Annotated in this window: 21 protein-coding genes and 1 tRNA gene; 5 read left to right on the forward strand and 17 right to left on the reverse strand. The window is 52.2% G+C overall.

Annotation, left to right across the window (positions count from 1 at the left end; genetic code table 11):
- The first annotated feature begins 249 nt into the window (after positions 1-249).
- The 3 genes from VF399_08600 (at position 250) to VF399_08610 (ending at position 2456) form a co-directional block, all read left to right on the forward strand.
- Positions 250-322, forward strand: a tRNA-Lys gene (locus VF399_08600).
- A gap of 233 nt (positions 323-555) precedes the next feature.
- Positions 556-2004, forward strand: a complete 1449-nt coding sequence (locus VF399_08605) for a cytochrome c biogenesis protein CcdA (protein ID HEX7320400.1) — start codon at positions 556-558, stop codon at positions 2002-2004.
- On the forward strand, positions 2004-2456 hold the full coding sequence (locus tag VF399_08610) for a hypothetical protein (protein HEX7320401.1): 453 nt from the start codon (positions 2004-2006) through the stop codon (positions 2454-2456). Before VF399_08605 ends, VF399_08610 begins: the two co-directional genes overlap by 1 nt.
- Before the next feature lie 67 nt (positions 2457-2523).
- Here VF399_08610 and VF399_08615 read toward each other — a convergent pair whose 3' ends face one another.
- The 8 genes from VF399_08615 to VF399_08650 all read right to left on the reverse strand — a co-directional run bounded on the left by VF399_08615 (position 2524) and on the right by VF399_08650 (position 11509).
- Complete coding sequence (locus VF399_08615) at positions 2524-3753, reverse strand: Tol-Pal system beta propeller repeat protein TolB (GenBank protein ID HEX7320402.1); 1230 nt, start codon at positions 3751-3753, stop codon at positions 2524-2526.
- Entirely contained in the window at positions 3750-4376 is a 627-nt protein-coding gene (locus tag VF399_08620) for a TonB family protein (protein ID HEX7320403.1), read from the reverse strand. Before VF399_08620 ends, VF399_08615 begins: the two co-directional genes overlap by 4 nt.
- Positions 4377-4385: 9 nt before the next feature.
- Positions 4386-4796, reverse strand: a complete 411-nt coding sequence (locus VF399_08625; GenBank protein ID HEX7320404.1) for a biopolymer transporter ExbD — start codon at positions 4794-4796, stop codon at positions 4386-4388.
- Positions 4783-5454: a MotA/TolQ/ExbB proton channel family protein gene (locus tag VF399_08630; GenBank protein HEX7320405.1), complete on the reverse strand. Its 672-nt coding sequence runs from the start codon at positions 5452-5454 to the stop codon at positions 4783-4785. The genes VF399_08625 and VF399_08630 overlap by 14 nt, the downstream gene beginning before the upstream one ends.
- A gap of 105 nt (positions 5455-5559) precedes the next feature.
- Entirely contained in the window at positions 5560-6270 is a 711-nt protein-coding gene (gene ybgF, locus VF399_08635) for a tol-pal system protein YbgF (GenBank protein ID HEX7320406.1), read from the reverse strand.
- Between the two features lie 36 nt (positions 6271-6306).
- Positions 6307-6789, reverse strand: a complete 483-nt coding sequence (locus VF399_08640; protein ID HEX7320407.1) for an OmpA family protein — start codon at positions 6787-6789, stop codon at positions 6307-6309.
- 44 nt (positions 6790-6833) lie between these two features.
- The gene (locus VF399_08645; protein HEX7320408.1) at positions 6834-10907 is read right to left on the reverse strand and encodes an acyl-CoA dehydratase activase; all 4074 of its coding nucleotides are present in this window, start codon (positions 10905-10907) and stop codon (positions 6834-6836) included.
- Positions 10907-11509, reverse strand: a complete 603-nt coding sequence (locus VF399_08650) for a hypothetical protein (protein ID HEX7320409.1) — start codon at positions 11507-11509, stop codon at positions 10907-10909. The genes VF399_08645 and VF399_08650 overlap by 1 nt, the downstream gene beginning before the upstream one ends.
- Before the next feature lie 99 nt (positions 11510-11608).
- Here VF399_08650 and VF399_08655 point away from each other — a divergent pair, with 99 nt between their 5' ends.
- Complete coding sequence (locus tag VF399_08655; GenBank protein HEX7320410.1) at positions 11609-12310, forward strand: VTT domain-containing protein; 702 nt, start codon at positions 11609-11611, stop codon at positions 12308-12310.
- 24 nt (positions 12311-12334) lie between these two features.
- Here the strand turns inward: VF399_08655 and VF399_08660 are convergent, their stop codons facing one another.
- The 6 genes from VF399_08660 to alr form a co-directional block, all read right to left on the reverse strand.
- Entirely contained in the window at positions 12335-12697 is a 363-nt protein-coding gene (locus VF399_08660) for a hypothetical protein (GenBank protein ID HEX7320411.1), read from the reverse strand.
- Between the two features lie 12 nt (positions 12698-12709).
- On the reverse strand, positions 12710-15034 hold the full coding sequence (locus VF399_08665; protein ID HEX7320412.1) for a tetratricopeptide repeat protein: 2325 nt from the start codon (positions 15032-15034) through the stop codon (positions 12710-12712).
- Positions 15034-18759, reverse strand: coding sequence for a tetratricopeptide repeat protein (locus tag VF399_08670; GenBank protein ID HEX7320413.1), 3726 nt, complete (start codon positions 18757-18759; stop codon positions 15034-15036). Before VF399_08670 ends, VF399_08665 begins: the two co-directional genes overlap by 1 nt.
- Positions 18760-18835: 76 nt before the next feature.
- Positions 18836-19300 carry a cyclic nucleotide-binding domain-containing protein gene (locus VF399_08675; GenBank protein ID HEX7320414.1) on the reverse strand — a complete coding sequence of 155 codons (465 nt, stop codon included), beginning with the start codon at positions 19298-19300 and terminating at the stop codon, positions 18836-18838.
- On the reverse strand, positions 19297-20310 hold the full coding sequence (locus tag VF399_08680) for a LysM peptidoglycan-binding domain-containing protein (protein ID HEX7320415.1): 1014 nt from the start codon (positions 20308-20310) through the stop codon (positions 19297-19299). The genes VF399_08675 and VF399_08680 overlap by 4 nt, the downstream gene beginning before the upstream one ends.
- 31 nt (positions 20311-20341) lie before the next feature.
- On the reverse strand, positions 20342-21508 hold the full coding sequence (gene alr, locus VF399_08685; GenBank protein HEX7320416.1) for an alanine racemase: 1167 nt from the start codon (positions 21506-21508) through the stop codon (positions 20342-20344).
- 92 nt (positions 21509-21600) lie between these two features.
- Between alr and arcC the strand changes: the two genes are divergently transcribed.
- Positions 21601-22542, forward strand: a complete 942-nt coding sequence (arcC, locus tag VF399_08690) for a carbamate kinase (GenBank protein ID HEX7320417.1) — start codon at positions 21601-21603, stop codon at positions 22540-22542.
- 372 nt (positions 22543-22914) lie between these two features.
- Here the strand turns inward: arcC and VF399_08695 are convergent, their stop codons facing one another.
- The 3 genes from VF399_08695 to VF399_08705 all read right to left on the reverse strand — a co-directional run bounded on the left by VF399_08695 (position 22915) and on the right by VF399_08705 (position 25051).
- Complete coding sequence (locus tag VF399_08695) at positions 22915-23388, reverse strand: hypothetical protein (GenBank protein HEX7320418.1); 474 nt, start codon at positions 23386-23388, stop codon at positions 22915-22917.
- Between the two features lie 154 nt (positions 23389-23542).
- Positions 23543-24136 carry a YIP1 family protein gene (locus VF399_08700; protein ID HEX7320419.1) on the reverse strand — a complete coding sequence of 198 codons (594 nt, stop codon included), beginning with the start codon at positions 24134-24136 and terminating at the stop codon, positions 23543-23545.
- A gap of 165 nt (positions 24137-24301) precedes the next feature.
- Positions 24302-25051: a hypothetical protein gene (locus VF399_08705; protein ID HEX7320420.1), complete on the reverse strand. Its 750-nt coding sequence runs from the start codon at positions 25049-25051 to the stop codon at positions 24302-24304.
- Between the last annotated feature and the right edge of the window lie 126 nt (positions 25052-25177).

The following is a 25177-nucleotide window of genomic DNA, read 5'->3' on the forward strand; positions in this document are numbered from 1 at the left end:
GAATTAATTATTTAATAGGGAGAGGAGTGTGGAAGACGCATACGACAGCGCAACGATTGCAGAAATACTGGATTCCCGCTGGAGTTTACCCCGTACCCGATACGGGGCGGGAATGACAACGGAGGGCTCGCAATGACCCCGATTAGACTTTCAGTCTAACGAGGCAGGCAGAAACAATGGATTCCCGCATGCGCGGGAATGACAATGGTGGGATTGACTTTCCTTCGTTTTCTCGTATAATACAACCGCGGGTCATTAGCTCAGTTGGCAGAGCATCGGATTTTTAATCCGGTGGCCGCAGGTTCGAATCCTGCATGACCCATTTTAAAGAACGAAGTTATGAGGTTACGGGGTTAAGAGGTTTTGAAAAAACTTACAAAATCTTTAAAAGCAAGATGTTATGAGGGTATGAAGTTAGGAAAAAGCTTACCAAAATTTATTAAGAAAGTAAGAAGGTATGAAGGTAAGAGGTTAAAAACAACGATAATAATGAGATTGCCACGGTCGCCACAGCGACCTCGCAATGACAAATAGGGATTAAACGAAGTTAAGAATATGACGATAACAACTATCGCGCTGATCGCGCTTTTCAGCCAGACCCCGAAAACGACAGTCCATTTTTTCTATAGCCCCAGCTGCGGGCACTGCATGGACATTCTGCTGAGCGACATACCCGAACTTCAATCGAAATATGCCTTCGTATTGAAAAAATACGACATCGATATCCTCGAAAATTTAAAGATACTTGAGAAGATGGAGGAAAGGATCGCCAATAAGACCGACGACTTGCCGGTCGTCTTTGTCGGAGATTCGGCCTTTTACGGACCGGTCGCGGTCAGAAAAAAATTGGGGTCGACGCTTAAAATACTGGCCTTGCACGGCCATGACACGACCGTTATTGACACAGCCGGGGTCGTACACGACACGTCGTATAACCAGGGCGCGGTGATCAACCTGTACTACTTTTATCAACTGGAATGCCCGGAATGCGACCGCACCGAGAGCCTTCTCAAGGCGCTGGTCAGCCGTTATTCACAGCAGTTGCGCGTGCATAAGTATGATATTCGCGACGATTCCTGTAAAACGCTGTATGAAGCCCTCGCGGTCGAGCGTTCAATACCAGACGAAAAACGTCTGCTCGTGCCGGCCGTCTTTATCGGTGGCCAATATCTGATCAAGGATTTTAACTCGGCGGAACTGGAATCGCTTATCGTTCGTTATAAAAATGGCAGTCCCCGGCTCGACACGCTCGTCACGATCGCCGGCGCGCACAGCATTATGGATAGATTCTCCCGTTTTTCGTTCCTGGGGATTGCGTTGGCTGGGCTGCTCGACGGAATCAATCCCTGCGCCTTCGCTACGATCGTATTCTTTATCAGTTACCTGATCTTTATCGGCCGGCGCCAAAAGGATATCCTGATCATGTCCGCGTCGTTCATTGCCAGTGTTTTTGCCTGCTATTTTGCCATCGGAATCGGTGCCTATAATTTAATGAAATACCTCGCGCGGTTTTCTGCGATCGCCCGTTCCCTGTTCCTGTTTTTCGGAATTGCCGCCATTATTCTTGGAATCTTGAGCCTTTATGATTTTTTCGTCGCCCTGAAAAACGACCGCTCAAGGATGATCCTCCAGCTGCCCCTCGCCATCAAGCAGCGCATACATGACGGCATAAAAGATAAAACCCGCGCCGGCGGCATAATCGCCGGATCCGCAGCAGCCGGGTTTCTTGTCTCATTTCTGGAATTCGGCTGCACCGGCCAGGTCTATCTACCAACCATAATGTTCATGATATCGAACGCCCGGACTTCTTTAAAGCCCCTTTGGGCGCTCCTGCTTTACAACTTTGCGTTCATCGTGCCGCTGGTGGTCATCGCGGCAGCGGCCATTATTTTTTCGACGAAGAACATTGCCCGTCATCTGGAAAAAAGGATCCCCCTGATCAAAATCGCCACGGCCGTCCTGTTCTTCATTCTGGGTATCGCCCTGCTGCTTTCAATCTCGTAATGAAGAAATATCTGACACTCGCGCTCGCACTTATCATCGCCGTCGTACTGATCATCCTCTTGATGCCGAATGAAAAGAAAAAACTGACCCGCGACATCAGGGCTCTCGAACAGGCGGTAGAGCACAAGAATAAAACTCTGGCATTTAACTACATAAGCGCTTCTTATGATGACCCGAAAGGTCTGAACTATGACGGCCTGATGCAGATCATTGAGAACATGTTCTCATACTCGTCATCGATCGAGATCAACCTGAGCAACCTTAAACCCTCGATCGACTCTACGGGTCCTTCCCGCGTAATTTTTGCATCGTGCAGCCTGGGGTTGCGCGTGTTTGCGGTAGTAGACAGCCAGAAGGTCCTGCTTTACGGCGGCGTGATCCAGCCTTCCCCGGTCAGGGCTTATTTTAAAAAAATCACCGGTAAATACGAATTATATTCGGCTGAATATTGACCGCGTCGAGTAAACGAATATAACAATTGTTTAAAATCAATGGTATAGCTGCGCAGCTGAGTATTTATCACTCGGTAATAGACGACCAGTCTGGCGAGCGGGCGACTGTTTCACGCGTGAGTCGGCGCTGTCTGGTGCCATCCCAGTTCATTGAGAAAAGCTCATATACTCCGCCCCGGTTTGACGAGAATACGATATGCAGACCATTCGGGGACCACGCCGGTTCCTCATTATTCCGTTCATAGGTCAGTCTTATCGGCAGAAAATCATTGGGATCGGTTACGTAGATCTGCTGGGTATTGTCATCCTCGCGGGAAACGTACGCGATCAGGTCACCCTTCGGCGACCAGGCCGGCGAGGTATTATAACTTCCATGGAACGTGAGCCGCCGGACATTACTGCCGTACGCATCCATTATGTAGACTTGAGGATTGCCCGAACGGTCGGACACAAAAGCCAATTCCCGGCTGTTGGGCGAAAATGCCGGTGAGCAGTCGATCGCCTTGTTATTGGTCAGACGGCTCAACCCTTTTGTTCCCAGGTCGAGCAGATAGATCTCGGCGTTCCCGTCCTTGGTCAAGGTCAGGGCTATTTTCGCGCCATCGGGCGACCAGCATGGCGCGAAATTGAGCCCGGCATTGGACGCTATAAGGCTGTTTTTTTTCGACGCCAGATCGTAGATGTACAAGTTCAGGCGGTCTTTGGCGTAGGATGAATACAATATCCTGGCCGCATCGGGCGCCCAGGCCGGGAACAGGTTGTAGGTGTGATTGTTCGTAACGGCTGAGAAATTGTAACCGTCATAATCGGCCACGCCGATCTCCTTGCCATTTCCCTTAACATAGGATAATACGATCTTTGTCGAGGCAATGCCCTTCTCGCCGGTCAGTACTTCGATGATCTTGTCGGATGCCTGATGGGCAGTTGCGCGGACCTCGCCGGTCAACGCAAACGTCATTTCATGGATCGTTTCGTGCGACTCGAAATCGACCAGCGCGATCGTCAATTGCGGTTCCACGCCTTTTGCCTTGAGCACCACGCCTGATTTTTTTGGCTCGCCCAGCAAGAACGAGGTGTCGGGGTATATGTCGAAATACAGCGAATAATCCAGATCATCCCGGATGACCATGCCGATGGTGCTCGCTTTTGAGATGAAATCCGGTGATCCGCTCAGGCCGAAGGGTTCAATGACTATGTTGTTCTTGCCACCCGCGTAATCTGAAAGCCTTAAGAAAACTTCCTGAGCAAATAATAAGGTGGAAAAAAAGAGACCGAAGAACAGTGCTTTCGCGCTCACTGGGCGGTCAGGAACTCAAGATGGACCTTGAGGTAATCATCGGAAAATTCCTTGGGCAAGGGCGGCAGTTTCTTGGTCAGGGTGATCGCCCGCATGGCGGATTCATCATAGATGTCGTCACCCGAATCTTCCTCGATCCGCACGTTGGAGATCTTTCCGGTCTTATCGACCTCGAAATACAGGATCGCCTTCATGACCACGTCCTTGCCTTCAAAAGGATTGTGCCAGTTATCGCCGATCTTGCTCAGCAGGATGTTCAAGTAATATGAATATGTGAACCCCCGGCCGCTGCCCGTGTAGATCTGGGGTTTGATATCGGGTAACCCGGTCGGCGAGCCTTTTTCACTGCCCTTTTTGGGCATGGCCGGTTTTGCTTCTTCTTTTTTCTTGGGCACGCCCTCTTTTGATGGCGCTGCTTTTTCTTCCAGTTTCTCGACCGGACTCTTCAGGTCTTCTGCTTTTACATCGTCGGTCTTAAGGATCTTGGGCTGGGGCATGGGCGCCAGGCCGACTTTGTAGATCTCGATCTTTTTCACCGGTTTGAAGGTCGTGCGATTGGAGAAAGCGATCGCGGTAAACAAGAGGACATGAATGATCAAAGAAACTAGCACGGATTTACTCATGGCCGAAGCTCACTTTTCTTCTTGCGGTATTTCCGCCACCAGGCCCAGTTCTTTTACCCCTGCTTTCCGGAGACGCCCGACAACTTCAACCACAAAACCGTATCCCACTTCCTTGTCCGCACGAAGGTATACGATGGTGCCCGGCGGTTTTCCTTTCATTGTCTCACTGATCTTCGCTTCAAAATTGTCCATCGGAATGCGGTCCTGGTCGATAAAAATATCATTGTTCGACTTGATCGTGATGGTAATGCCTTCTTCGTCGCGGGGCAGGGAAGCATCGGACCGGGGCAGGTTCACGTCGATACCCGGCGTCATCATCGGCGCGGTAATGATGAATATCGTCAGGATCGTCAGCGCGACGTCGACCAGGTTGGTGACGTTGATCTCGGCGATCAAGCGATGCCGGCTATTCGGTCTCAATGAAACCCCGGCGGAATCGAGCAAACATCTCGGTCACGAAATCATCCAGCTGGTTGTCGACTTTATTGATCGCGCCGCGCAGATAGTTATGAAAGAACAACGCCGGGATCGCAACCAGCAATCCGTACACCGTCGTGATCAGGGCGTCGGAAATACCGGGTGCTACGACCGTGATATGAGCAGAACCGCGCGCCCGCACTTCAAGGAACGCCTCCATGATCCCCCACACCGTGCCCAGCAACCCCAGGAATGGTCCGGCGGTCATGATCGTGCTGAGCGATGGCAGCCATGATCCGAGTTTGTCGATCTCGTCATTGCGCGCTTTGGTCATCGTCATCTTTATGTTTTCTGCCAGTTCAAGGATCCTGGGGTTTGATCCCAGGTTACCGGTTTTTAGATCTTTGTACTCGTCCAAACCTGTTTTCATCACGCGGCCAAAAGGATTATCGTTCAACAAATGCCCGAGATTATCATAGTCTTTAATGGCGCGGTGGAAACGGTAAGCCGATAAAAAAGCCTGGCTGCGCTTTCGGTTACCCGCCAGGTCAAAGATCTTCTTTAAAAAAACCGCCCAGGACCATACTGAGCATATCACCAGCACCGCCATGATTATCTGCGCAGCCAGTCCGGATTCAAGGAAGACAGAAAATATGTTCATATGGTCACGAATTGTACAAATTCGAGCGAATGGCCCGAATAGGTATTCGTATCACTTGGTATCATTCGTTGCATTCGTATCATATCATTCGTCTCATTCGTAGTCTTATTTAAGCTTGTCCTTCGCCAGGGCAGCTTCCGGCGAATTTGGGAATTCAGCCACGAGTTTTTCAAAGTATGTCCGCGCGGTTTTGGTGTCCTTGGCTTCTTCGTAGATTATTCCTATTTTATACAGCGCGGTCGGCTTGCGGTTGCTGTCCGGGTATCGCGTGCACAATTCATTGAACTTGTTGACCGCATCCTGCCGCTTGCCCAGCGCCGCATAGGATTCGCCGATCCAGTACAGAGCGTTATCCGATAGCGGCGAATCCGCCGCGATCTTAAGATACGACTCGAACCCGTTGATCGCGTCCTGATAGTTTCCTTTCACGTAATTCAAGTACGCCGACTCGTACACCATGCGCGCTTCGGGCGACAGCTGGGACACGTCCTCTGAATCCACCGCCGGCTTGCGCCCCTTGCCGAACATTTCATTGAACTGCGTCAGCTGCATCTCGGTCTCGCCAAGACGGGTATTGAGCATTTCCAGTTTTTCGCCCAGTTCATCTGATTTCGTGTAGTAGTCAGTGCGCAGCTGGGCGATCTCCCTCGACTGCATTCTGATCATACTGTCGGATCTCACCGTGTAGATCTTAAGGCTGTCCAGCTGCCAGTTGAAATTATTGAACCGCCGCCGGTTAAAACAGCCCGCTGAAACCGCGAAGATGATGATAACACCAAGGGCAGCGGATAACTTTATCCGCTGCCCTGATCGCATTCCGTTTCTCATTAGTATTGGCAACAATGAATAATACTACTGGACTATGAACTCGCAGCGCCGGTTTTTCTCAAGTACCTTGGGATCGAGCGGTCTTTCTTCGCCATAACTCAAGGTCGTCATCTGACCGGCCGGGACCCCGAGCATCACGAGATAATCCCGCGCGGCCTTAGCCCTTCTTTCACCCAGGGCCATATTGTACTCCGATGTTCCGATCTCGCAGCAATGTCCTTCGACCACGATTTTTACTTCGGGATAGATCTTCAGCATTTCCGCGTTCTGTTTTAGAACTTCCGCCGCATCCTGCCGGATATCGGACTTGTCAAAATCAAAGAAAATCCTGTTCAATACCAGTGCCGGTCTTTCAGGTTCAACCGGGACCGTCTCTTCAGGGACAGGAACGATCGTGACGGTCGTTTCGGGAACGACTTCCGGCGGCTTTACCACCTGTTTCTTCGGACAGCCAAAAAAAGCCACCAGCACGATAATGAATGGCACGCAATATTTCAAGAACCGCATTAGGCCTCCTTTTATATCGAATTATATCCATTAATTTCATAGTGTCAAGAGCACGGGATGACGCTATGCGCATGATCGCGCGCCTGGTTCACGAATGTTTCCAGGCGCATGGCATCGACCGCGTGATCGATGCCGTCAACCGAGAGAATGAACAACGGCAGGTCCTTGTTCTTTTCCTTCAAGCGCCGGTATACCGAACTGACGATATTGCCCGGCATGCAGGTAAACGGCATGACATTGACGATCCCGGAGCAGGAATCCTTCATGTATTCCATGGTCTTGCCCACGCTTAAAATGGCTTCGCCTTCAAAAGAAGGATGAATGTATTCGCCGCCGAGTTTGAGCAGGCTCGAGATCCGGTGTTCCCTGGGCACGCTGGCGATTCTGTTCAGACGATCCTGCCGCCATCTCATATACCGGTCAAAAACACACGTGAAAATAGAGCGCCGGTACTGCTTGAACCACCAGCAATTGCGGATCCGTGTAAAGTTCGTGTAAAAGAACCACTCGCCGATCGACGGCATCGTTACCTCGCATCCCAGTTCTTCCAGCCGTTTGATCAGGTTATTGTTGCTGAATTTCTGTGAACGAACGTAGATCTCGCCGACAATACCGATCCGGGGCTTGTCCCGGTGATGACATGCTATAGAACCCAGTTGCCGCGCGCCGTGCCGGACAATGCCCGTAATACCTTTCCCCTGCTCGATCGCCTGGGAGATCGACCGCAGCGTATTTGCATATATCCGGTCCGTGGCTCCTTTGACGATCTCGTATGGCCGTATTGTTCTCACCCTTGCTTCCAGCGCGTCGACGGCGCAGATCCCTTCCCACGCGCTGAAAAGGAATTTCAATCCCATCGGTCCCGCGAGATCATCGAACAGGCTTGGCCCCTGGTTAGGCGCATAGATCGGGATATCGCTGAACCCCAGCTCATCGAGGATTAACCGGTGCAGCCGGTAATACTGCCCAAAACGGCAGGGGCCCGATCCCTGGGCCATGAAAAACGCCGCCTGGTCACGGTCAAAGTCGGGCGACCGGAGCTTTTTGATCATGTCGCCCGCGGTTATGATGGCAGGCAGGCATTCGCGCCCCGATGTAAACTGCCGGCCGATCATCACCGACGTCTCGTCGGGCGGGGGCAGGACCTGCGATCGAATACCGGCATGGTTCATGGCGCCGGCCAGCATGAGGACATGGTCGCACATATCGGGCAGGAATAAGGTGCGGGTACTTTTTATCTCACTGAGTGCCCGGATCTTTCGCGGCACGGTCCTCCGCCTGGCGCCTTTGATGCTGTCATGAAAAGCTTCAAGCCTGGTTATGAGTCCGGCGTCGCCTGAGTGCTCGTCGATCTCGATCATCAGTAACGGCTTTTCATGGATCTTCTCCTTGAAATACCGTGTGATGAAAGAATCGGGACCACACGAGAAATTCGACACATAGACGGGAAATAGCCGTTCGTCGCGGCTGATCGTCTCGGCCGCGGCAAGAAGACGTTGCCCGTAATGCCAATACATGTTGACGAAATCATCTCCAAGCGCCGAATAATCGAGGGGTATAAAATCGACCGGCACCGGTATTACGTCCAGTTCCCGGATCTTCTTCGGCAGATCAAGGTTCAAGCCGAGGTCATATCCGTTATACGGTCTCGAGCAAACGACAAAGGCCAGATCTGTGAGTTCTTTAAGCGCCTGCCGACCGACAGCTTGCATCTTTGATTGGATCGCGGCCTGGTGCTTGAACCCCTCGGCGAGCGCGCGATCGATATCTTTCCGTGACCTGCCGACCCTGGTGCCGAAGTCATACAGAACACGGCAGAAGCCTTCCTTGCCACGGTCGAAATAAAGATACGGAGAATGGATCTCGATGTTTTCTGAAAACGCCGCCCGCGCCAGGTACGGCAGTGTCTGGACATAGGGGCATACGAAGCTTCGGTCGAACTTACCGCTGTTGGGGGGCATGGTTATCACGCTCGGGATAAAGAATTGCCGGATGCCGCTCTCGTAGAGTGCTTGGATATGACCGTACGCGACCTTTACTGGAAAGCATGTATCGGTCGCCGATATCTCGGTGCCCATTTCAATGATTTTCTTGTTCGTCGGCCCCGATAGCACCGGATCAAACCCCAGCATGCTCAGGAACCGGTAAAAGAAGGGGAATAATTCATAAAAAATAAGCGCTCTGGGGATCCCGATCTTTATGCCGGTCTGCGGCTGGGTCGCGAAAAATATTTCATTTCGAAGTTTAAACAGATCGGGATGATCGGCACGGGGCTTGATTTCTTTCCGCTCATAGCGCTCGCACCGGCCGCCGTAAAAAATGGGCCGTTCACCATCCATGTTGATCCGGTTAACCTCGCAATCGTTGCTGCACTGATGGCACACGAAGGACGTCGAACGGTAAGGTCTATTGATCAGGTTGAACCCCTTGAACCGCGTTCGATTGATCCCGCTGTCGCGCGCTAGCAGGGCGATACCGATCGCGCCGGTCACATCGTGGTTGATGGGCACGACTACCGGTTTATGGAGCGTTTCCTCGAAAGCCGAAACTACCGCCTTGTTCGCCGCGACGCCGCCCTGGAAAAAAATCTTCCTGCCGATCTTTTTGTTGCCGACTACGCGGTTGAGGTAATTGAAAACGACCGAGTAGCCAAGCCCGGCCAGGAGATTTTTATGTTCATCGGAATCACGCTGGTGATGCACGACCTCCGAGCCGATGAATACTGTGCACCGCTCGCCCAGGTTCATTGGCGAATTCGCTTCGAGCGCCAGGTCCCCAAACTCTTCAAGTTTAACGCCCAGCGCCAGTGCCTGTTCTTCCAGGAACGAACCGGTTCCGGCCGCGCAAACCTTGTTCATTTCGAAATCCACGATCGTCTTGCGTTCGATACTGATGTACTTGGAATCCTGACCGCCGATCTCAAAAACAGTGTCCACGTCCGGGTCACACTCGACCGCCGCCCGGGCCTGCGCTGAGATCTCGTTCTTGATGATATCGGCACCCACCAGGTTACCAATAAGATACCGGCCGGAACCGGTCGTGCCAACGCCGACGATGTCGATCATCTGTCCGTAACGCTCGCCGAGCTCCTTGAGCCCTTCCAGGACAACCTCGATCGGCCGCCCTTTAGTCCATAAATATTGGCGCGCCAGCACCGTACCCTCGTCATCAATGAGGACCAAATTGGTCGAGATGGACCCCACGTCGATCCCGAGAAAGGTTTTTGTTCTTGTTCTCGGCGCCCGGGCATAACGTTCCGGCCGCCATTTTTTGCGGCCATTGAGCGCAGGGAGGCGCGAAATCGTTTTGGGCTGCTGCAGCCACCGCTCAAACTCGCGCAACCCCTTGTATTCCGCGGCGAGCCCGCGCTTGCGCGAGGACAAAACCGCACCGATGGCGCCCATCGTATTGAACTGATGGGGGATCACCATCTGTTCGTCTTTGATACCAAGAACGGTCCTGAACGCTCTTACCACTCCCTGGTTGGCGGCGACGCCGCCGATGAACGCCACCGGAGTATCAAGATTCCGACCCCGCGCGATGACGCTCTTGAATGTCCGGGCCAGCGACAGGCAGAGCCCCGCGACCAGGTCCTCAGGCGGGGTCCCGATCTGCTGCAGATGTATCATATCGCTCTTTGCGAACACGGAGCACCGGCCGGCGATGCGCGCCGGATTCTTTGACCGCATTGCGACGGCCCCCAGTTCCTCGATCGGGTAACACAAACGCTGCGCTTGCTGATCAAGGAATATCCCGGCACCAGCCGCGCATATCGTGTTGGATGAAAAATCCTTGATCCGACCATCAACGCTGATCAGCTTCGAATCCTCGCCGCCGATCTCGATTATCGATCTTATGCCGGGATGGAAATGCAGGACACCGGATACCGAAGCTTCCACCTCGTTGACGCGCACCGCGCCCAACATCGCACTGAGCATGGAAGGACATTCACCGGTGATCGCCAGGTGTTCGATCGCATTCGCTTTTCTTAAAACCTCGAGCAGCAGGTCGAACGGACTACCGTGATGTTTTATGTACTCGGTCCGGACCAGCGAGCCATCATTGAACTCGGCTAGTTTAAGGCTTACTGATCCGATATCAATACCGTAAAATCGCATTAGGGGGCGTAATACATCCCGACCTGCAGGTGTATGTCATATACCGACTCCGTAACATTGGGCGTATCTTCACTGTCGGCGGTCAGGTTGAAATTGAAACTGAATTCCGGCACGATCTTAACTTTTGAAAGTTTGATATCCGTGCCCAGGATCAAACCTGTGTATGCATCGTTTTCCAGATCACTAATATCGGACTGTGCCTCGCCGATATATCCCGTGCCGTCAAGCTGGAAATTTCCGGCAATACTGAATCCAAAATAGGGTGTAACGACTGGAATCATACCTGCCTTAAAAACGATATTGACCGGTAACCACAGGTTAATATACCGAACGCCGACCGGTACGTTAAGAACCGTAGTCGCGTATTCACTCGTCCTGAACGCCGGCGCGAATTCAAATCCCAGCACTCTGGCCAGATCCATGCCGAACGCGAATCCAGCCTGAAAACCGGCACCGCTTAGATTATTGCCACTGTTACCGGGATCAAAATTGCCGTAATTAAAGCCTATTTTTAAACCGGCATACGACTTTACCGGCGACATACCCTGGCCCCACGCCAGGATACTGGTGGTCGTAATCAATACCAGCATCATGCGTTTCATAATACCTCCATGACAATTTAAATTATACCCTTAAAATACGGCGAAGTCAACAACTGCCGACAATTGACTTGTGCTTATTTATCATTATTATTTGACCTTGTGCAGCAGCGCGCTTTTAAAAAAATAATCGGCATAGCCGGTATTTCCCTGTTCACAGCATTTGTCATCACCATGACCGTGCTCATCTTGCAGCGGTACGGTTCGATCCTCGCAGATCCCGGTGAGATCAGGAAAGCAGCGCTGGGTTACGGCATATGGAGCTTCGCTTTCTTCATCTTCTGCAACATCCTGCAGATCATATTTGCGCCCATACCGGGACATTTCATCAATATTTCCGCGGGCATCGTTTTTGGTACGGTCCGCGGGATCGTAATATCATGGATCGGCATGGCCGCGGGCGGCTCCCTGGTCATGTTGCTGGCCCGGTACGCCGGCAAAAAAATCCTGTATTACATACTGGATGAAAAAGCGTTCCGGTTCGAAAATAAAATATCCAAAAAAGGGCTGCCATTCCTGCTTTTGCTGGCGGTTTTTCCAAATCCCATCGGCGACGGGCTCTTCTACCTGGCGGGTATCACCGCCATTCCGCTGCGCATCATAATGCCTTTGATCTTTCTGGGACGCATCCCCGGCATCATATTGTCAGTGGTCATCGGCGATAAATTCTACGGCGCGTTCGCGCGGCAATGGATCGTGGGTGTCATCGGGATCCTGTGCGTCATTATCCTTTACTTCCTTGCCGGCAAACGCATTGAAAAAATGTTTGAGGGGATCTGGAACCGCTACCTGCCGTGGCCGTAGCCCGCGGTTCAGGGGGCACCGGTTTTATGGCGTGATCTTCTGCTGCAGTTCCTTGATCAATTCGATCGCTTCCGCGAATTTGTTCTCGTCAATAGCCACGGAGATCCGGGCTTTGTACTCGATCTTAGCACCCTGATTGGCCGTTGTTCCCAGGCTGTCGATATCGAATTCATGCATGCCTTCGGTCCTGAATTCGCGCTTGACTCCTTTTTCCTTGGGCTCTGCGGCTTTCACCTCGGAACCGGCCGCCTTGTCCGGCGTCAGCTGCGTGACCTCAACGTCCGTTGACTTGGTGACCGCTTTTTCTTTTTCATCCTTTTTCTTGATGATCGTATCGAACACAGACTCCGATTTTTTTTCCTTTTTGAGCATGTTAATGATATCCATAACGCCTCACAATCATCCAACCTTGCCTTCGCGGTACATGGCGACGGCTTCCTGCGCTTCCCGGTTGCCGGGATCGATCTGCAGCGCCCGGTCAAAAGCTTTCATCGCGTCGTCGTATTTTTCCATTTCCACGAAGGCCTTGCCAAGATGCACGTAAGCAAGCGCGTAATTGACGTTCCGTTTGATCGCGTCCTCGAAAGCGGCAACGGCATCATCCAGTTTTTTCATCTTCAGATACAGCACGCCCAGGTTATTATATATCTCGGACATGTTCGGTTCCATTTTCAGCGCTTCCCAGAACGCTTTTTTCGCCTCATCCTGACGGGCAAGTTCGGTCAGGACCAATCCCTTGATATTTAGATACTCGGCGGTCCTTTCAATTTCCAGCGCCTTGTCGACCTCATGCAGCGCCAGTTCGTATTTGCCCCGGTAGAAATAGAGGGTCGAGCGATCGAAATGATCGATCCCTTCTCTTCTCTTTTGCATCGATTTCTCGTCCCCATAACGCGCGTCTTCCCGGTCAAAGTAGTCCTTAATGTTCTTCAATATGTCCCTGGTAAAATCAGACACTTGCGTCTGCCGCTCGAAGGACTCCTTGAAATCTCGCTGGACTTCATTGGTCATCTTATCCAGACGGCTGTTAAGCTCGCTGAATTTATCGGCCAGCCGCGCGATATCGCGGAAAGTCGTTTCGTATTGCTTTTCCAGCGCTCCGATCTCGTTCTTCATTGCCGAGACCAGGTCCTTTACCGAATCCTGCATGCCCTCACCGACCTGATCCACGCCTTTGCGCATCCCTTCGGCAAGGCCGGCGATCTTGCTCAAGGATTCGAGGTAATTGCGGTTAAGATTGCTCATCATGCTGCTCATCTCCGCGAGACTGGTCCGCGATTCGCCGAAAAGTTCCTCGAGTTTTATCACGCCGTTCTTCATGTCGGCGATGGGCTCGATCACGTCGCTTCTAGCGCCCGCCAACTCGTTCTTGAATACTTGTCCGAATTCATCGAGTTTGAAGTTGATGCCATCGCCGATCTTCTCCACGCCCTGCCGCATGGTCTCGGCCAGCCCGGCGATTTTGCCGAGGGACTCGATATACGAATGGTTCATGGTTCCCAGCGCTTCATGGATGTTCTTCAAATTGGTTTCGATCTGACCGAACTGGCTGTCAAACCCGCCCAATCCTTTCTGCAGGTCGCTCAGCGTAAGTTTTATATCGGTATTGAAAGTTCCCGTGAGGGACGTGATCATCTCCAGGTATTTTGTGATCTCCTGTTTTAAATCGCTCGTCGCCGCGCCGTTTTCCTTTTTCATGCTCTCCACGCTGTCTTTGATGCCGGCGAGCAGGGACAGGGCGCCGGTCTTGATCTCGCTCAACCCGGCCAGGCCCTCGGACTTCACGCCGCTAAGCTCGGTCTTGAGGACATCGCTGATCGCGTCCAGCTTCTGCATCAGGTCCTGGACCTTGCTTTCCTGGAATCTCGCATTGTCAGCGAACACCTTGCCCAGTTCATCGAACTTGAAGGCGATGCTGCCCATGACGTTCATGCCCTCGGCCTTTATTCCCGAGATCTCGTTCTTGACAAGTTCGCTCAGGCTGCTTGACTGGGCAAGCAGCGCGTCCAGGAGTTCAACCTTCTTGTAGAGGTCCTGCGCGACCGCCAGCGATTTGCCGATGGTGGTGTTTATGGTCTCCATGCTGGTCTGGCTCGTCGCCATCAGTTTTTCCACGTCGTTCTTCAGCACTTCGGCCTTGTTCAGCATGTCCTGGTCCAGCTTATCGAGATATCTGTTCTGTTCACCGAACAGGTTCTTTATGTCGCCCGCGAACGAGGTTTGCGCCTGCGACATCTGCTGCACGGAATCATGGAGGGCAGCGACGGTAGATTTAAGGTTGTTCCCGTTGTTTTCGATCGCATCCCTCAGCAGACCGATACTCGTGTTCATGGCGGTGCCGCTTTCCTTGAACACGTTAAGCATTGAATTATCCATCTCGAAAAGCCGGTCAAAGCCGAGTGCGATCACTTCATTCTGTTTCTTCAGGATATCGAAGCGTCCAAGCATGGCATCCTGCATTGTCTGCACGGTCGATGAAATAACGATCCCGGTCGCTTCCGCCCGCTGGAACATTTCCTCGCGCAGTTCCTTGATCCCGTTCTTGAAATCCTCGATCAGGATACCGGTTTTCATGTTCGAAGATAGCATTGAGCACAATTTGATCGCGCTGTCGTATACCATGCATTCGTTCTTTATGCAGTTCTGGATCTCAATGTCCTCGCCGATCTTTTTGCCGTCTTTATCGAAGACATCTTTTCTCTTCACCAGGAATGGACACTTCATCAGATCCTCCCTTCAATGTAATACCGGCCTTTGAATACCATCCGTGCCTGTGCCAACTTTTCCAGCTTACTGATTCGTTCCGCCAGACCGATCGCGTCGCATTGCCGGAGCACCGAGGCAGCGGCCTCGTATGAACCAAGCGCTTCGTAGACATCCGCGTACACCGGCGCGGTTTCCGCATCCACGACCAGGTTCCGCAGGGTTTCGAACGCATCCATGGGTCGGTTCATCTTCAGGTAAACTTTCGCCCCCAGGATCGTACGCAGCTTCGCGGCCCGGCTGCTGGTCGGCGTGAATTGTAATTCTTTTTCCGCCGCTGATACATTATCGATGAGCAGGTATAGATTCGCCCGGCTGAGCCGGTCATCGTCGCCGATCCCGGTGATCGTCTTTACTTTTCCCTCGATATAATCGTAATGGGTCTTCTTGATCATCCGGTAGATCGCCTTGCGGTCCTTGGTTTTAGTCAAAACCTCGTTGTAGATCCCGATCGCGCGTTTGATGTCTCCCATGTCAAAACAGAACTGCGCGAGCCGCAGCTGCAACTCCTCGTACCTTTCAGGTTTAAGCGCGAGGGCGCGCTTTACGTTCTCGATCGCCTTGTCATACTCGTGCTGGAATGCCGAGATCTTGCTCAGCAGCAGATAAGCGTCGATCAGGCTGCTGTTCTTGACGAGCATTTCCCGCAACTGTTTGGCGATCGCGTCGCTGGAAGCCGGGTCGTGCAGGAAGAGCTTTTCAAAAAGCGCGGTCGCGGTCTGAAGATCACCGGTGTCCTTGTAAACGACCGCCGTATAGAAATGGATCTCCGTGCTCTGCTCATGGAACGGCATCAACAATTCGACCACCTTGATCGTTTCCGACGGCGCCAGCGAGATAATTTTTTTGGCGACTTCAATGGCCTTGGCATAGTTCTGTTCATTAAGGAAGACCTTGACCAGGAGGTAGTACGAGGGAAGATGGGTTGGGTTCTTTTTCAAGATATCAAAAATAAATGGTTTTATCCCGCTTTCCTGCGGGGACAGGTTATATATTTCCTCGACCAGCGTCAGGGCGTCTTCATAGTTGTTGTATCCAGAATAGATCTCGGCCAGGCCCTTGCGGGATTCCAGGTCTTTAGGATCCTCGGTGCAGATCTGCTTGAGTTCCGTGATGGACGGTTCGCGAAACTCCTTGTTCTGCGCCTGAGCGCTAATAAATAGCTGCACGGCAGAATTATTGATACCGGCGAGATGGTATACCCGCGCGAGCGAATACTGAAGGATCGGTGAAGTTTCGGAAGTGAGCAGCTTTTCAAAGATCGGGATCACGCGCTTGACCAGGGTGGTGTCGAGCTCGCAGGCCTGCAGGAGATGTTTTATCGCCTCTTCATTCCGTTTGAGCGCGATCTCGACTGAGCCCATGGCAAAAATTATTTTCGGATTGGCGATCGCCTTGGATGCCAGGGACTTTAATTCGTCAAGCACATACTCGGCGCGTGCCGGAACGATCCGGGCCGTCAACAGGTATTCCTCGACCGCCTCTTCGGTGCGTCGCGCCCGGGCGAGCGCCCGGCCGCGGGCGAAATGCGCCGGCACATTGCTCTTGTCGATCTCCAGTATCTTGTTGAGATACCGGATCACATCCTCGGCATAGTTCTCAGCACCCTCCAGCGACAGCATCAGCGGTCTGACCCCGTCGGTCAGATTCCCGCTCTCCACCAGCGCCTGTCCCAGTTTAAGGTTGAAATACTGCGTCTCCTGTCCGAACACCTCGGTCCCCTTTTTTGCCTCATCGATCACGCGGTCCCATAATTTGCGGTTGAAATAGGTGTCGATCAGCAGCACGCGCACTTCGCGGTCCTTGGGATAGGTCTTGAGCGTGTCATAAAACTCGTCGATGATCTCGAAAAACGCTTTGGGATCGATCGCCTGCGCGGTCTTGAAGAATTCCGTAGCGACCTCCACTTCGCCGTCCTTCATGAAGATCCTCGCAGCGGCAAGCAGCAGCTGGACCGCTTTCGGTCTTTCTTTGACCACCTCCAGGAGCGCCCTTTTGGCCATATCTTTTTTATCCTCCTGGGCCAGGCAGATCTCGAAGCTTTTAACCGATCTATCGAACTCCCCGCGGAAGGCATATGCCCGCGCCAGCGCCAGTTCGTAAATAAAAGGCTCATCCTTTTTATGGCGTTCATACAGGGGAATGATCTCCTCTGACAACGCCGGCTTTTTATTGATGATCACGTCAAGCGCCGGCAGCAGTGCCAGGATCTTGTCCGGCTGCTTGAGCAGGGGTCTTATCATTTTCATCGCCTGCTCTTCTTTGCCCAGGGTCGCCAGGTTTTTCGCGTACAGGTTCAAATACACCGGGTCATCGGGTGATCGCTTCACCGCTTCCCGCAGGATCTTCTCGACATATTCAGATTGCCCGTCATCCATCAGCGATTCCACCACGACCAGCGCATAGTCCCGCTCCCCCTTGCCGCTGTAACACAGCCCGAGCAGGTATTGCGCGCGCGGATTGCTCAGCTCCTTTTCCAATATCAGGTTCAGGTTAAGGATATACTCGTCGAGCAGCCCTGGATCCTTGTTGTAAGCGTTCTCGACGACATCAATGGCAGAGTCGGTCGCGTCCAGCTTTAGATAGTAATTCACCAGTCCGGCAATGACCTGCGGATTATTGGGTTCGACCGCGAACGCCTTCTTGTAGCGTTCCAAAACCTCTGCGAACTGGGCTGGATCGATCTCAAGGATCTTTTCCAGCTCGCCGATCGCCAGGGAGACCCGGTGGCCTTCAAGATACGTATCGCTCAGGCCATAGTGTACTTTCAAATTTTTGGGACTGATCCGTTCCAGTTCGCGCAATGCCTTGACCACGTCATCCGTTCTTGAGGGATCTTTTTTCAACTGGCTCTTGAGCCGTTCGATCGACGCGTCAAGATCCCCTTTTTTGATATAGAGATCGGTCAGGAACTGCTGGAATGAGGCGACCAGGTCCTTGGGCGGGCGGGCCTGCGCGAACGTTTCGATCAACGGGTCGACGACATCGGGGAATTTTTCCAGGATGCGGTGCGCGAGATTGACCAGCTCCTCGTATTCATGGGCGCCGGCCAGGATCTTCAGCTGAAGAAGCGCGGCATGCTGATCGTTGAAGTATTCCCGGGCAATGACCCGTACCCAGGCGACCAGCTGTTTACTGAAGGCCGGCACCCCGGTGATGGGCTCAAGCTCGGCGGCCGCCTCCTTGCCGCTGTGCAGGAAAAATTTTATCGATCCCAGAATCAGGATGTGCTCGAAGTCCTTCTTGGTCAGGACTTTTTTCTCCGCGATCATCTGATTCAACTTATCGTAACGTCCCATGAGCAGCTTGATCTCGCGTTCATTGAACGCGCGCAACACCTTACTGACATCATCGTATTCCTGCCGGTTGATATGAAGCTGAAGTAGAAAATCGCCGATATCGATCGAGGTTCGCCGGTAGAACAGGTCCGACGCCGCGGCAACGAGCTCGTCCGAACGCGACGGTGCGACCGCCTGCACCGAACGGAGCAGTTCGGCGGCACGCGTTCGGTTTTCCGCATCATAATGCAGTTTGGCAAGCTCGATGTAGAGATCAAATGATTCTTCGCCCTCGGTCAGATTTTCTTCAAGGATCTTGATCGCCGCGTCGGTCCTTCCTTCCCGCATATATTCGCGGGCGCGTTGCAGCGCTTTGTTCGCGTCTTTTCCGGCAAAAATATCGAACACCGTGATCTATCCTTATTGCATGATTTAATGATCAGGCGGGCAGAAGTGTCTTAACCTGGTTCCCTTCTCCTGAATTTTAGAACGTTTTGGCAATTGACAAGATGCTTTTCAATTGCTCATCCGTTTTCCTCAACCGAGCTGACAGCGTCTTGGTGAAGACCCAGAGCAATTTGTACGCAATGCCCGTTTCCTGGGCCAGCAACCTTCGGAAATCATCCTTGCCGATCGACAGCACGATCGTATCGTCGTTGGCAATGGCGGACGCGGAACGCGGAGCATCGTCGATCAAAGCCATCTCCCCGAAATACTCGCCTTCCCTCAAAACCGTCAATGCTTCTTCACCGACGCCCGGCACGATCGTGGAGATGCGGATGCTCCCGGATACGATGAGAAAAAAAGCATCGCCGCTGTCGCCTTCCTTGAAGATGATCTCGTTTTTCTTAAGCCGCCGTTCTTTGGAGATCGAAATGAGGATGTCCATCTCGCTTGGAGTCAGCTCGCGGAACAAGTAAACCTGACTAAGCGCTTCCTTCTCTCTCATCGCGACTCCATGGTCAGCCGGCACCTCTCTCCGCGTTTTATCTTGAGCACATCCAGTTCGTTCAACAAAAGGCCGATCGACGCCTTCTCGAACACGCTCACGATCTGGATCTTTCCGATCGTATAATCGGGCTGTTTCTTGCCGCCGACGTTCCGCTCCTGGTATAGATCGAACATATCACCGACCGCCACCTCGGCTTCTTCCCCCTGGTCGATATAGACCAGCACGTGCGGCGGTGTTATTTCGGAAAAAGCCTTTACCGCCACCACATAGGCATCAAGTTCCTTCGTGGTCGCGACTAAAGTGACATTTTGCGGCGCCAGCAAGGGCTCATAGGGGGTGACAAAATCGCCGTTCTTTATGATATCGTACGAAGCTACCGTCTTGCAGCGGGAGCCTTCTTCTCCAACCTCAGCGACCTCGACCTTTCCCAGAACGATGATCTCTTTGCCAAGATATTCGCCCGTTTTGGGACTTGACAGGCCGGCGCCATAGCGGTAAACCGTAAGCATATCGCCTGCCTTAACGTCTGCTGCGCGGTCAATATATATTTTGTCAAAGGTAACAATGATCTTGTCGCCTTGCGGTTCAGTGCCGACGATCTTGCCCCAGTACGGCAAGTCCTCTCTGATAATAAGCCCGGCGCGGTGGATCATGGGTTCGCTCCAGATCCGCTGTTCGGCCTCCACGACCGATATCACCTCGGCCGCGGGCTTGGTGACGGTGGGCGGCATAGCCACGGAAACGTATTCCTCGGTCGGCGCCATGGCCGGGACCACGGAAACGCTTTCTTCCGGCGAGGGCGGGATCACGAAGACCTGATCCGGGTAGATCCAATGGGGATCCTCGATCTTCGTCAGATTGGCGCGCCATATATAGGGCCATAAAAACGGATTCTGATAATAGAACCCAGCAATGTCCCAGAGCGTATCATCTGGTTTTACCGTGTGGGTTGTTTCCTGAGCGACGCTCAAGAACACTAAGAACAGAATAAGAATCAGCCTTTTCATTTTACCTCCTTTAATGAAACATCTGGTTCTATTACTGATTTCTCCATCTTCCCAAAAGATTTCTTATGCTTACGATCCTGCTCCGGTACTTATATAAACGAGCCACCCTGGGCCCGATGCCGGAGGTAAGCTCATAAACAATGGTTCGACATTTTGCCGCACATTCCTCGGCCGAGATCTCAACACCGCTGTCCTGACCGATCAGCGTGACGACATCGCCAATACGGACCTCGGGGACCCGGGAAACATCCACCATCATAAGGTCCATGCAGATGGCGCCCACGATCGGCGCCTTCTGCCCCTGATAAAGCACCGCGCCCGTGTTTGACAGCATCCGCGGATACCCGTCGCCATACCCCACGCTCAGCGTGGCGATCGTGCTCTTCTTTTTGGTCCGGTACGTATGACCGTAGCTGATCGGTGTCCGGGCCGGAACAGTATGGATGTTGACGATCCTTGATTTCAATGCCATTACCGGCCGGAAATCATCGTTCAGCGTGTGGGATGACGGTTTCAGGCCGTAAAGCGAAAGACCGGGCCGCACCAGGTTGAAATGCGACCGTGCATATCTGAAGATACCGGCTGAGTTCGCGATGTGATAAAAGTCGATCTTTTGACCCTGCCGGCTGATTTTTTTCATGAGTTCAGTAAAATCCTCGATCTGTTTTTTAGAAAACGCACCATCGCCATCGGCCAGCGGAAAATGCGAAAAGATGCCCTCGATCCTGATCAAGGGTGATCTCCCAAAACGCAGCAGCGCGTCCTCGGCGTCACGATATGGCAGACCCGTTCTCGTCATGCCCGTATCGATCTCAACATGCACGGTCAGCGGTCTTTTCAAACGCATTAATTTGTCATTCAGTTTCTTAAAGAAGTTGAGTTCCGAGATCGTAGGCATCAGCCGGTATTCAATCGCGGTATCGATCTGGTTGTACAGGATCGGGCTTAGGATCAGGATCTTCGAAGTAATGCCGGCTTCCCTTAGTTCCACCCCTTCCTCGATACTGGCGACGCCGAACATTTCGATCCCCTGCGCTTCAAGCGTCTTTGCCACTTCCACGGCACCGTGTCCGTAAGCATCGGCTTTGATCGCCGCCATTACTTGAGCATTTTTCGCTGCTTTTCTGATGATATTGTAATTATGGATGAGCCGGTCAAGATAGATCTCAGCCCATACTCTACCTTCCACACTTTTCATTAAAATAATAATATACACTATTGAAAAAAAATCAAGAGGCAGATTTTGGAAAAGCTTGACATATCGGTCATATTTATATAATATAGTATTATATGGGGATAAAAAAAGCGGTCATCGCCCTGGGCGGAAATGCCATTTCGTCAACGGGCAAGGAAGATATTCACGAGCAGTTCGCCAATACCCGCAAGAGCCTTGAGGGAATAGTTGAACTCATACAGTCAGATTACCACTGCGCGATCACCCATGGCAACGGTCCGCAGGTCGGTAACGCCCTGCTCCGGGTTGAACGGACAGCCAGGGAGATCCCGGCTCTACCCCTGGGCGTGATCGTCGCCGATACCGAGGGTGGCATGGGTTACATGATCGAGCAGAGCCTTCAGAACAAGCTCCATAAACTGGGCATTGACCGCAACGTCGCGACCATTATCACCCAGGTCATTGTTGATCCCAATGACCCGTCGATCGCCAATCCCACCAAGTTCATCGGCCCTTTCTATACCGGGGAACAGGCTGAAATGCTGGCGGTTACATTCGAATGGGTGCTCAAAGACGATTCGGGCCGGGGCTACAGGAGGGTCGTGCCTTCGCCCGTACCCTTGAGCATCATAAACCGCAAAATCATCCAGCAATTGGTAGACCAGGGGGTTGTTGTCATCGCTGCCGGCGGCGGCGGCATCCCGGTCTATATCGAGAGCGACGGGACCTATGAGGGCATCGACGCGGTCATTGACAAGGACCGGGCTTCAGCCGTACTGGCGCATGATATCCGAGCCCAAACCCTGATGATCCTGACTAATGTCGAGAATGTATTCATGAATTTTAAGAAAGCCGGCCAGAAAAAGCTGACCGGGGCCACTCTCTCCGAGATCAAACAATACCATGCTGAGGGACAATTCCCAGCCGGCAGCATGGGGCCGAAGATCGAAGCAGCCATTAATTTTTTAGAGGGCGGCGGCGAAGAGGTGATCATCACGTCGATGGGAAGATCCGCGGCCGCCCTTAAGGGCACGGCCGGGACCAGGATAGTCCGTTAAGAATACTTGTATCATCCCTTCCTGCTCATTGCGAGCATTTTTTGTGCGCAACCTTACACCCCCTCCTTTTTCCTCCCCTCTCGCGGGGGAGGGTAAGGGTGGGGGGAAACCGGAGTCCCGAGGAACGAGGGGAAACAATCCCAGTCCTTGTGTCATTGCGAGCGATCTAGGTGCGCAACCTTAACAATTATGATAAAAAAATGGCTGGAGTCCCGAGGAACGAGGGGAAGCAATTCCAGTTTTATCTTTCGGTCATGAGATTGCTTCGTCTCCCGCTTTTTTATTGTTTAAAAGACTAAGGATGCGGGATTCCTTGCATTGACATAAAAACGTCAGAAGTTATAACTTAACCTCGCCCTTGCAGCTGCCGCCTCAGGTTGAACCGGCGAAAACATTTTCATTGACCTCAGCCCAGACATACCAGTTGGGCTGGACATATACCCAGTAACCTGGCGTCAGGTTCTCATGTCCGGCATATGAATAACATTCGGCAAAGCCATAGTCATATATCTGGCCGTAAGATCCAGCATCACCGGGCACGCTGAACACATGCAAAAGCACACGGTATTTGTCTTTCACGTACGCCCTTGTGTCAACATCGTTCTCGGCCGACAGTTTTTCCCATACGTACCAGTTTGGATACACATAGACCCAGAAGCCGGGCTTGAGACCGGTCTCGGTTCCGTAGGAGTCTCCTGCCCAGTACCCCCACTCGCAGTAAGCACCGTAACTGGCTTTATCTTCGGGCATGCTGATGGTGTAAAGCAGGTTGACATATTTGCCGTTCACGCTGCCGGCATTGTTTAAAGAAATGCTCATCATCAAGACCGCAATAAGTGGTTGCATGTTACCTCCTGGTATATGATATTACATGTCAGCACGAGAAATATTCCATGGGGTAAGCCTGATCACAACAAAAAAACGCAGAGGAAAAAATCCTCTGCGTCTAATTTTCTCCGCTTTCTTTGCGGTCTGCTGCTTTCTCTACGCCCTCTGCGTCCTAAAAGATCGGCCTCCAGGTCGCAGCCAGAACCGCGCCGGCAATGGCGCCGATGACAAAGTACAGCACGATCATGACAATGATAATGACCACGAAATATCCGATCAGTTTATCTTTTGGCGTCTCCATCATGATGGGTAGACCCAGATACAGCAGATACAATCCGTATAGCGAACACAGGAAAACCAATATGCCAAGCGCCGGTATGATCTGAAGAACACCCGCCAGCATTCCGGGTGTCGCTGAGTAGACCGCGACCTTCAGTGCATTGATCGAACTCGGTTTGGAACCAAAGGCGGGCGCCAGCGCGTTGATGATAATGCCTTGGACAAATAGCGAGACCAGGTATAAAATGTAGTATACCACTGCCCATACGATCGCATAGGTGATAGGAATCCTAAAGACCCCGGATATCGGACCAAAACCGTACCGCTGGCCGATGATGGCCAATCCGAGTAATCCAAACACTGGTGCGATCAGCGCCAGGGGTATCGCGTAACCCGTAAAGACCTGCATGGTATTCGTGGTCTCGGTCTTGATCTTATCCCATTCGGTCTTGGGGCTGAACAAAATATTTTTAATCCGTTCGATCATATCGCTCCTCCTTTAATGTGCTATTATTATAATGAAATTCCATTCCAAGTCAACCCCGTTATAGAACTTCGTCCTCTGACAAGGGCACTGCGCGACGTTGGCTTTATACTACCGCCGTTCTTAAATGCATTCAACCGACCTTGTCGGTGGTTTTCTCTAACGGGGTCAAGGTTCATCGTCCAGATCTTTAAAGTATTTTGCGTTCACATCATAAACCCATTTATCTTTTGCCTGCTCGTTGCGTGCCAGCGCCAGCCTCTGCGCGTTGGAGATCGAACCGACATAAAAACGGTTGAACAAAAAGGAGAAGATCAGGCTGGCGTCGACATACCGCTTGTCATGGAACGCATCATACATCAGATAGGCGGCACCGACCGTGAACGTGAAATCCATGATGCCGCGCTTTACATTGCCCGCGTAGACCTGTCCGAGCCCGGGTACTACGAACGAGAGCAGCGTCGCTTTCATGACCGATTTTTTAGGGCTTGAAATATACCGCTCGACCTCGCCCGCCAGGGCGGTATCGCCATGAACGGCGAATAGATCGCGGGCCTCGGCATATCTTTCATCCAGCAGCATGGTATATCCCAGCAGCCGGTGTTCGGCGGTCGGTGACAGGAGATCGGCCGCCGTGTAATAGTAGCCCTGTTTTATGTAACATTTGGCGATCGACACCCGAACATCACTGTCGAGTTGGGGAAAATCCCGGCACAAGTTCTCGAGTTCTTCCAGGCACGCCTGATTGCCGCTCTTGACCAGGGATACGGCATAGGGCAGGCGATTTTTTATATCGCCGCGCATTTGGGGGTAAAAAAAGAGCTCGCGCTTGTACTCGACCGCAGCGACGTCGTAGCATTTATGCGCATACAGCGAATCGGCGAGGAAGAGCTGCGAAAGAATAAAAAAGACCACCATGGGGTCAAATCTTTACATTATACATTACAATTAACAGAATAAGTGAAATATCCATACTATTGGGACGAGGCGCCTGCACGTGAAATATGTATAATGTCAAGATTTGACCCCGGTGTCAGGACAAGC

It is taken from the genome of bacterium (assembly GCA_036382775.1).
Classification (GTDB): domain Bacteria; phylum Hydrothermota; class Tepidihabitantia; order SM23-42; family JAOAFX01; genus DASVHD01.

Coding starts and splice junctions, on each gene's coding strand:
- VF399_08665 (HEX7320412.1), bottom strand. CDS start 15,034: ATGAAGTGTCCATTCCTGGTGAAGAGAAAAGATGTCTTCGATAAAGAC.
- ybgF (HEX7320406.1), bottom strand. CDS start 6,270: ATGCGATCAGGGCAGCGGATAAAGTTATCCGCTGCCCTTGGTGTTATC.
- VF399_08705 (HEX7320420.1), bottom strand. CDS start 25,051: ATGGTGGTCTTTTTTATTCTTTCGCAGCTCTTCCTCGCCGATTCGCTG.
- VF399_08695 (HEX7320418.1), bottom strand. CDS start 23,388: ATGCAACCACTTATTGCGGTCTTGATGATGAGCATTTCTTTAAACAAT.
- VF399_08610 (HEX7320401.1), top strand. CDS start 2,004: ATGAAGAAATATCTGACACTCGCGCTCGCACTTATCATCGCCGTCGTA.
- VF399_08605 (HEX7320400.1), top strand. CDS start 556: ATGACGATAACAACTATCGCGCTGATCGCGCTTTTCAGCCAGACCCCG.
- VF399_08640 (HEX7320407.1), bottom strand. CDS start 6,789: ATGCGGTTCTTGAAATATTGCGTGCCATTCATTATCGTGCTGGTGGCT.
- VF399_08675 (HEX7320414.1), bottom strand. CDS start 19,300: ATGAGAGAGAAGGAAGCGCTTAGTCAGGTTTACTTGTTCCGCGAGCTG.
- VF399_08650 (HEX7320409.1), bottom strand. CDS start 11,509: ATGAAACGCATGATGCTGGTATTGATTACGACCACCAGTATCCTGGCG.
- arcC (HEX7320417.1), top strand. CDS start 21,601: ATGGGGATAAAAAAAGCGGTCATCGCCCTGGGCGGAAATGCCATTTCG.
- VF399_08630 (HEX7320405.1), bottom strand. CDS start 5,454: ATGAACATATTTTCTGTCTTCCTTGAATCCGGACTGGCTGCGCAGATA.
- VF399_08680 (HEX7320415.1), bottom strand. CDS start 20,310: ATGAAAAGGCTGATTCTTATTCTGTTCTTAGTGTTCTTGAGCGTCGCT.
- VF399_08700 (HEX7320419.1), bottom strand. CDS start 24,136: ATGATCGAACGGATTAAAAATATTTTGTTCAGCCCCAAGACCGAATGG.
- VF399_08645 (HEX7320408.1), bottom strand. CDS start 10,907: ATGCGATTTTACGGTATTGATATCGGATCAGTAAGCCTTAAACTAGCC.
- VF399_08660 (HEX7320411.1), bottom strand. CDS start 12,697: ATGGATATCATTAACATGCTCAAAAAGGAAAAAAAATCGGAGTCTGTG.
- alr (HEX7320416.1), bottom strand. CDS start 21,508: ATGAAAAGTGTGGAAGGTAGAGTATGGGCTGAGATCTATCTTGACCGG.
- VF399_08620 (HEX7320403.1), bottom strand. CDS start 4,376: ATGAGTAAATCCGTGCTAGTTTCTTTGATCATTCATGTCCTCTTGTTT.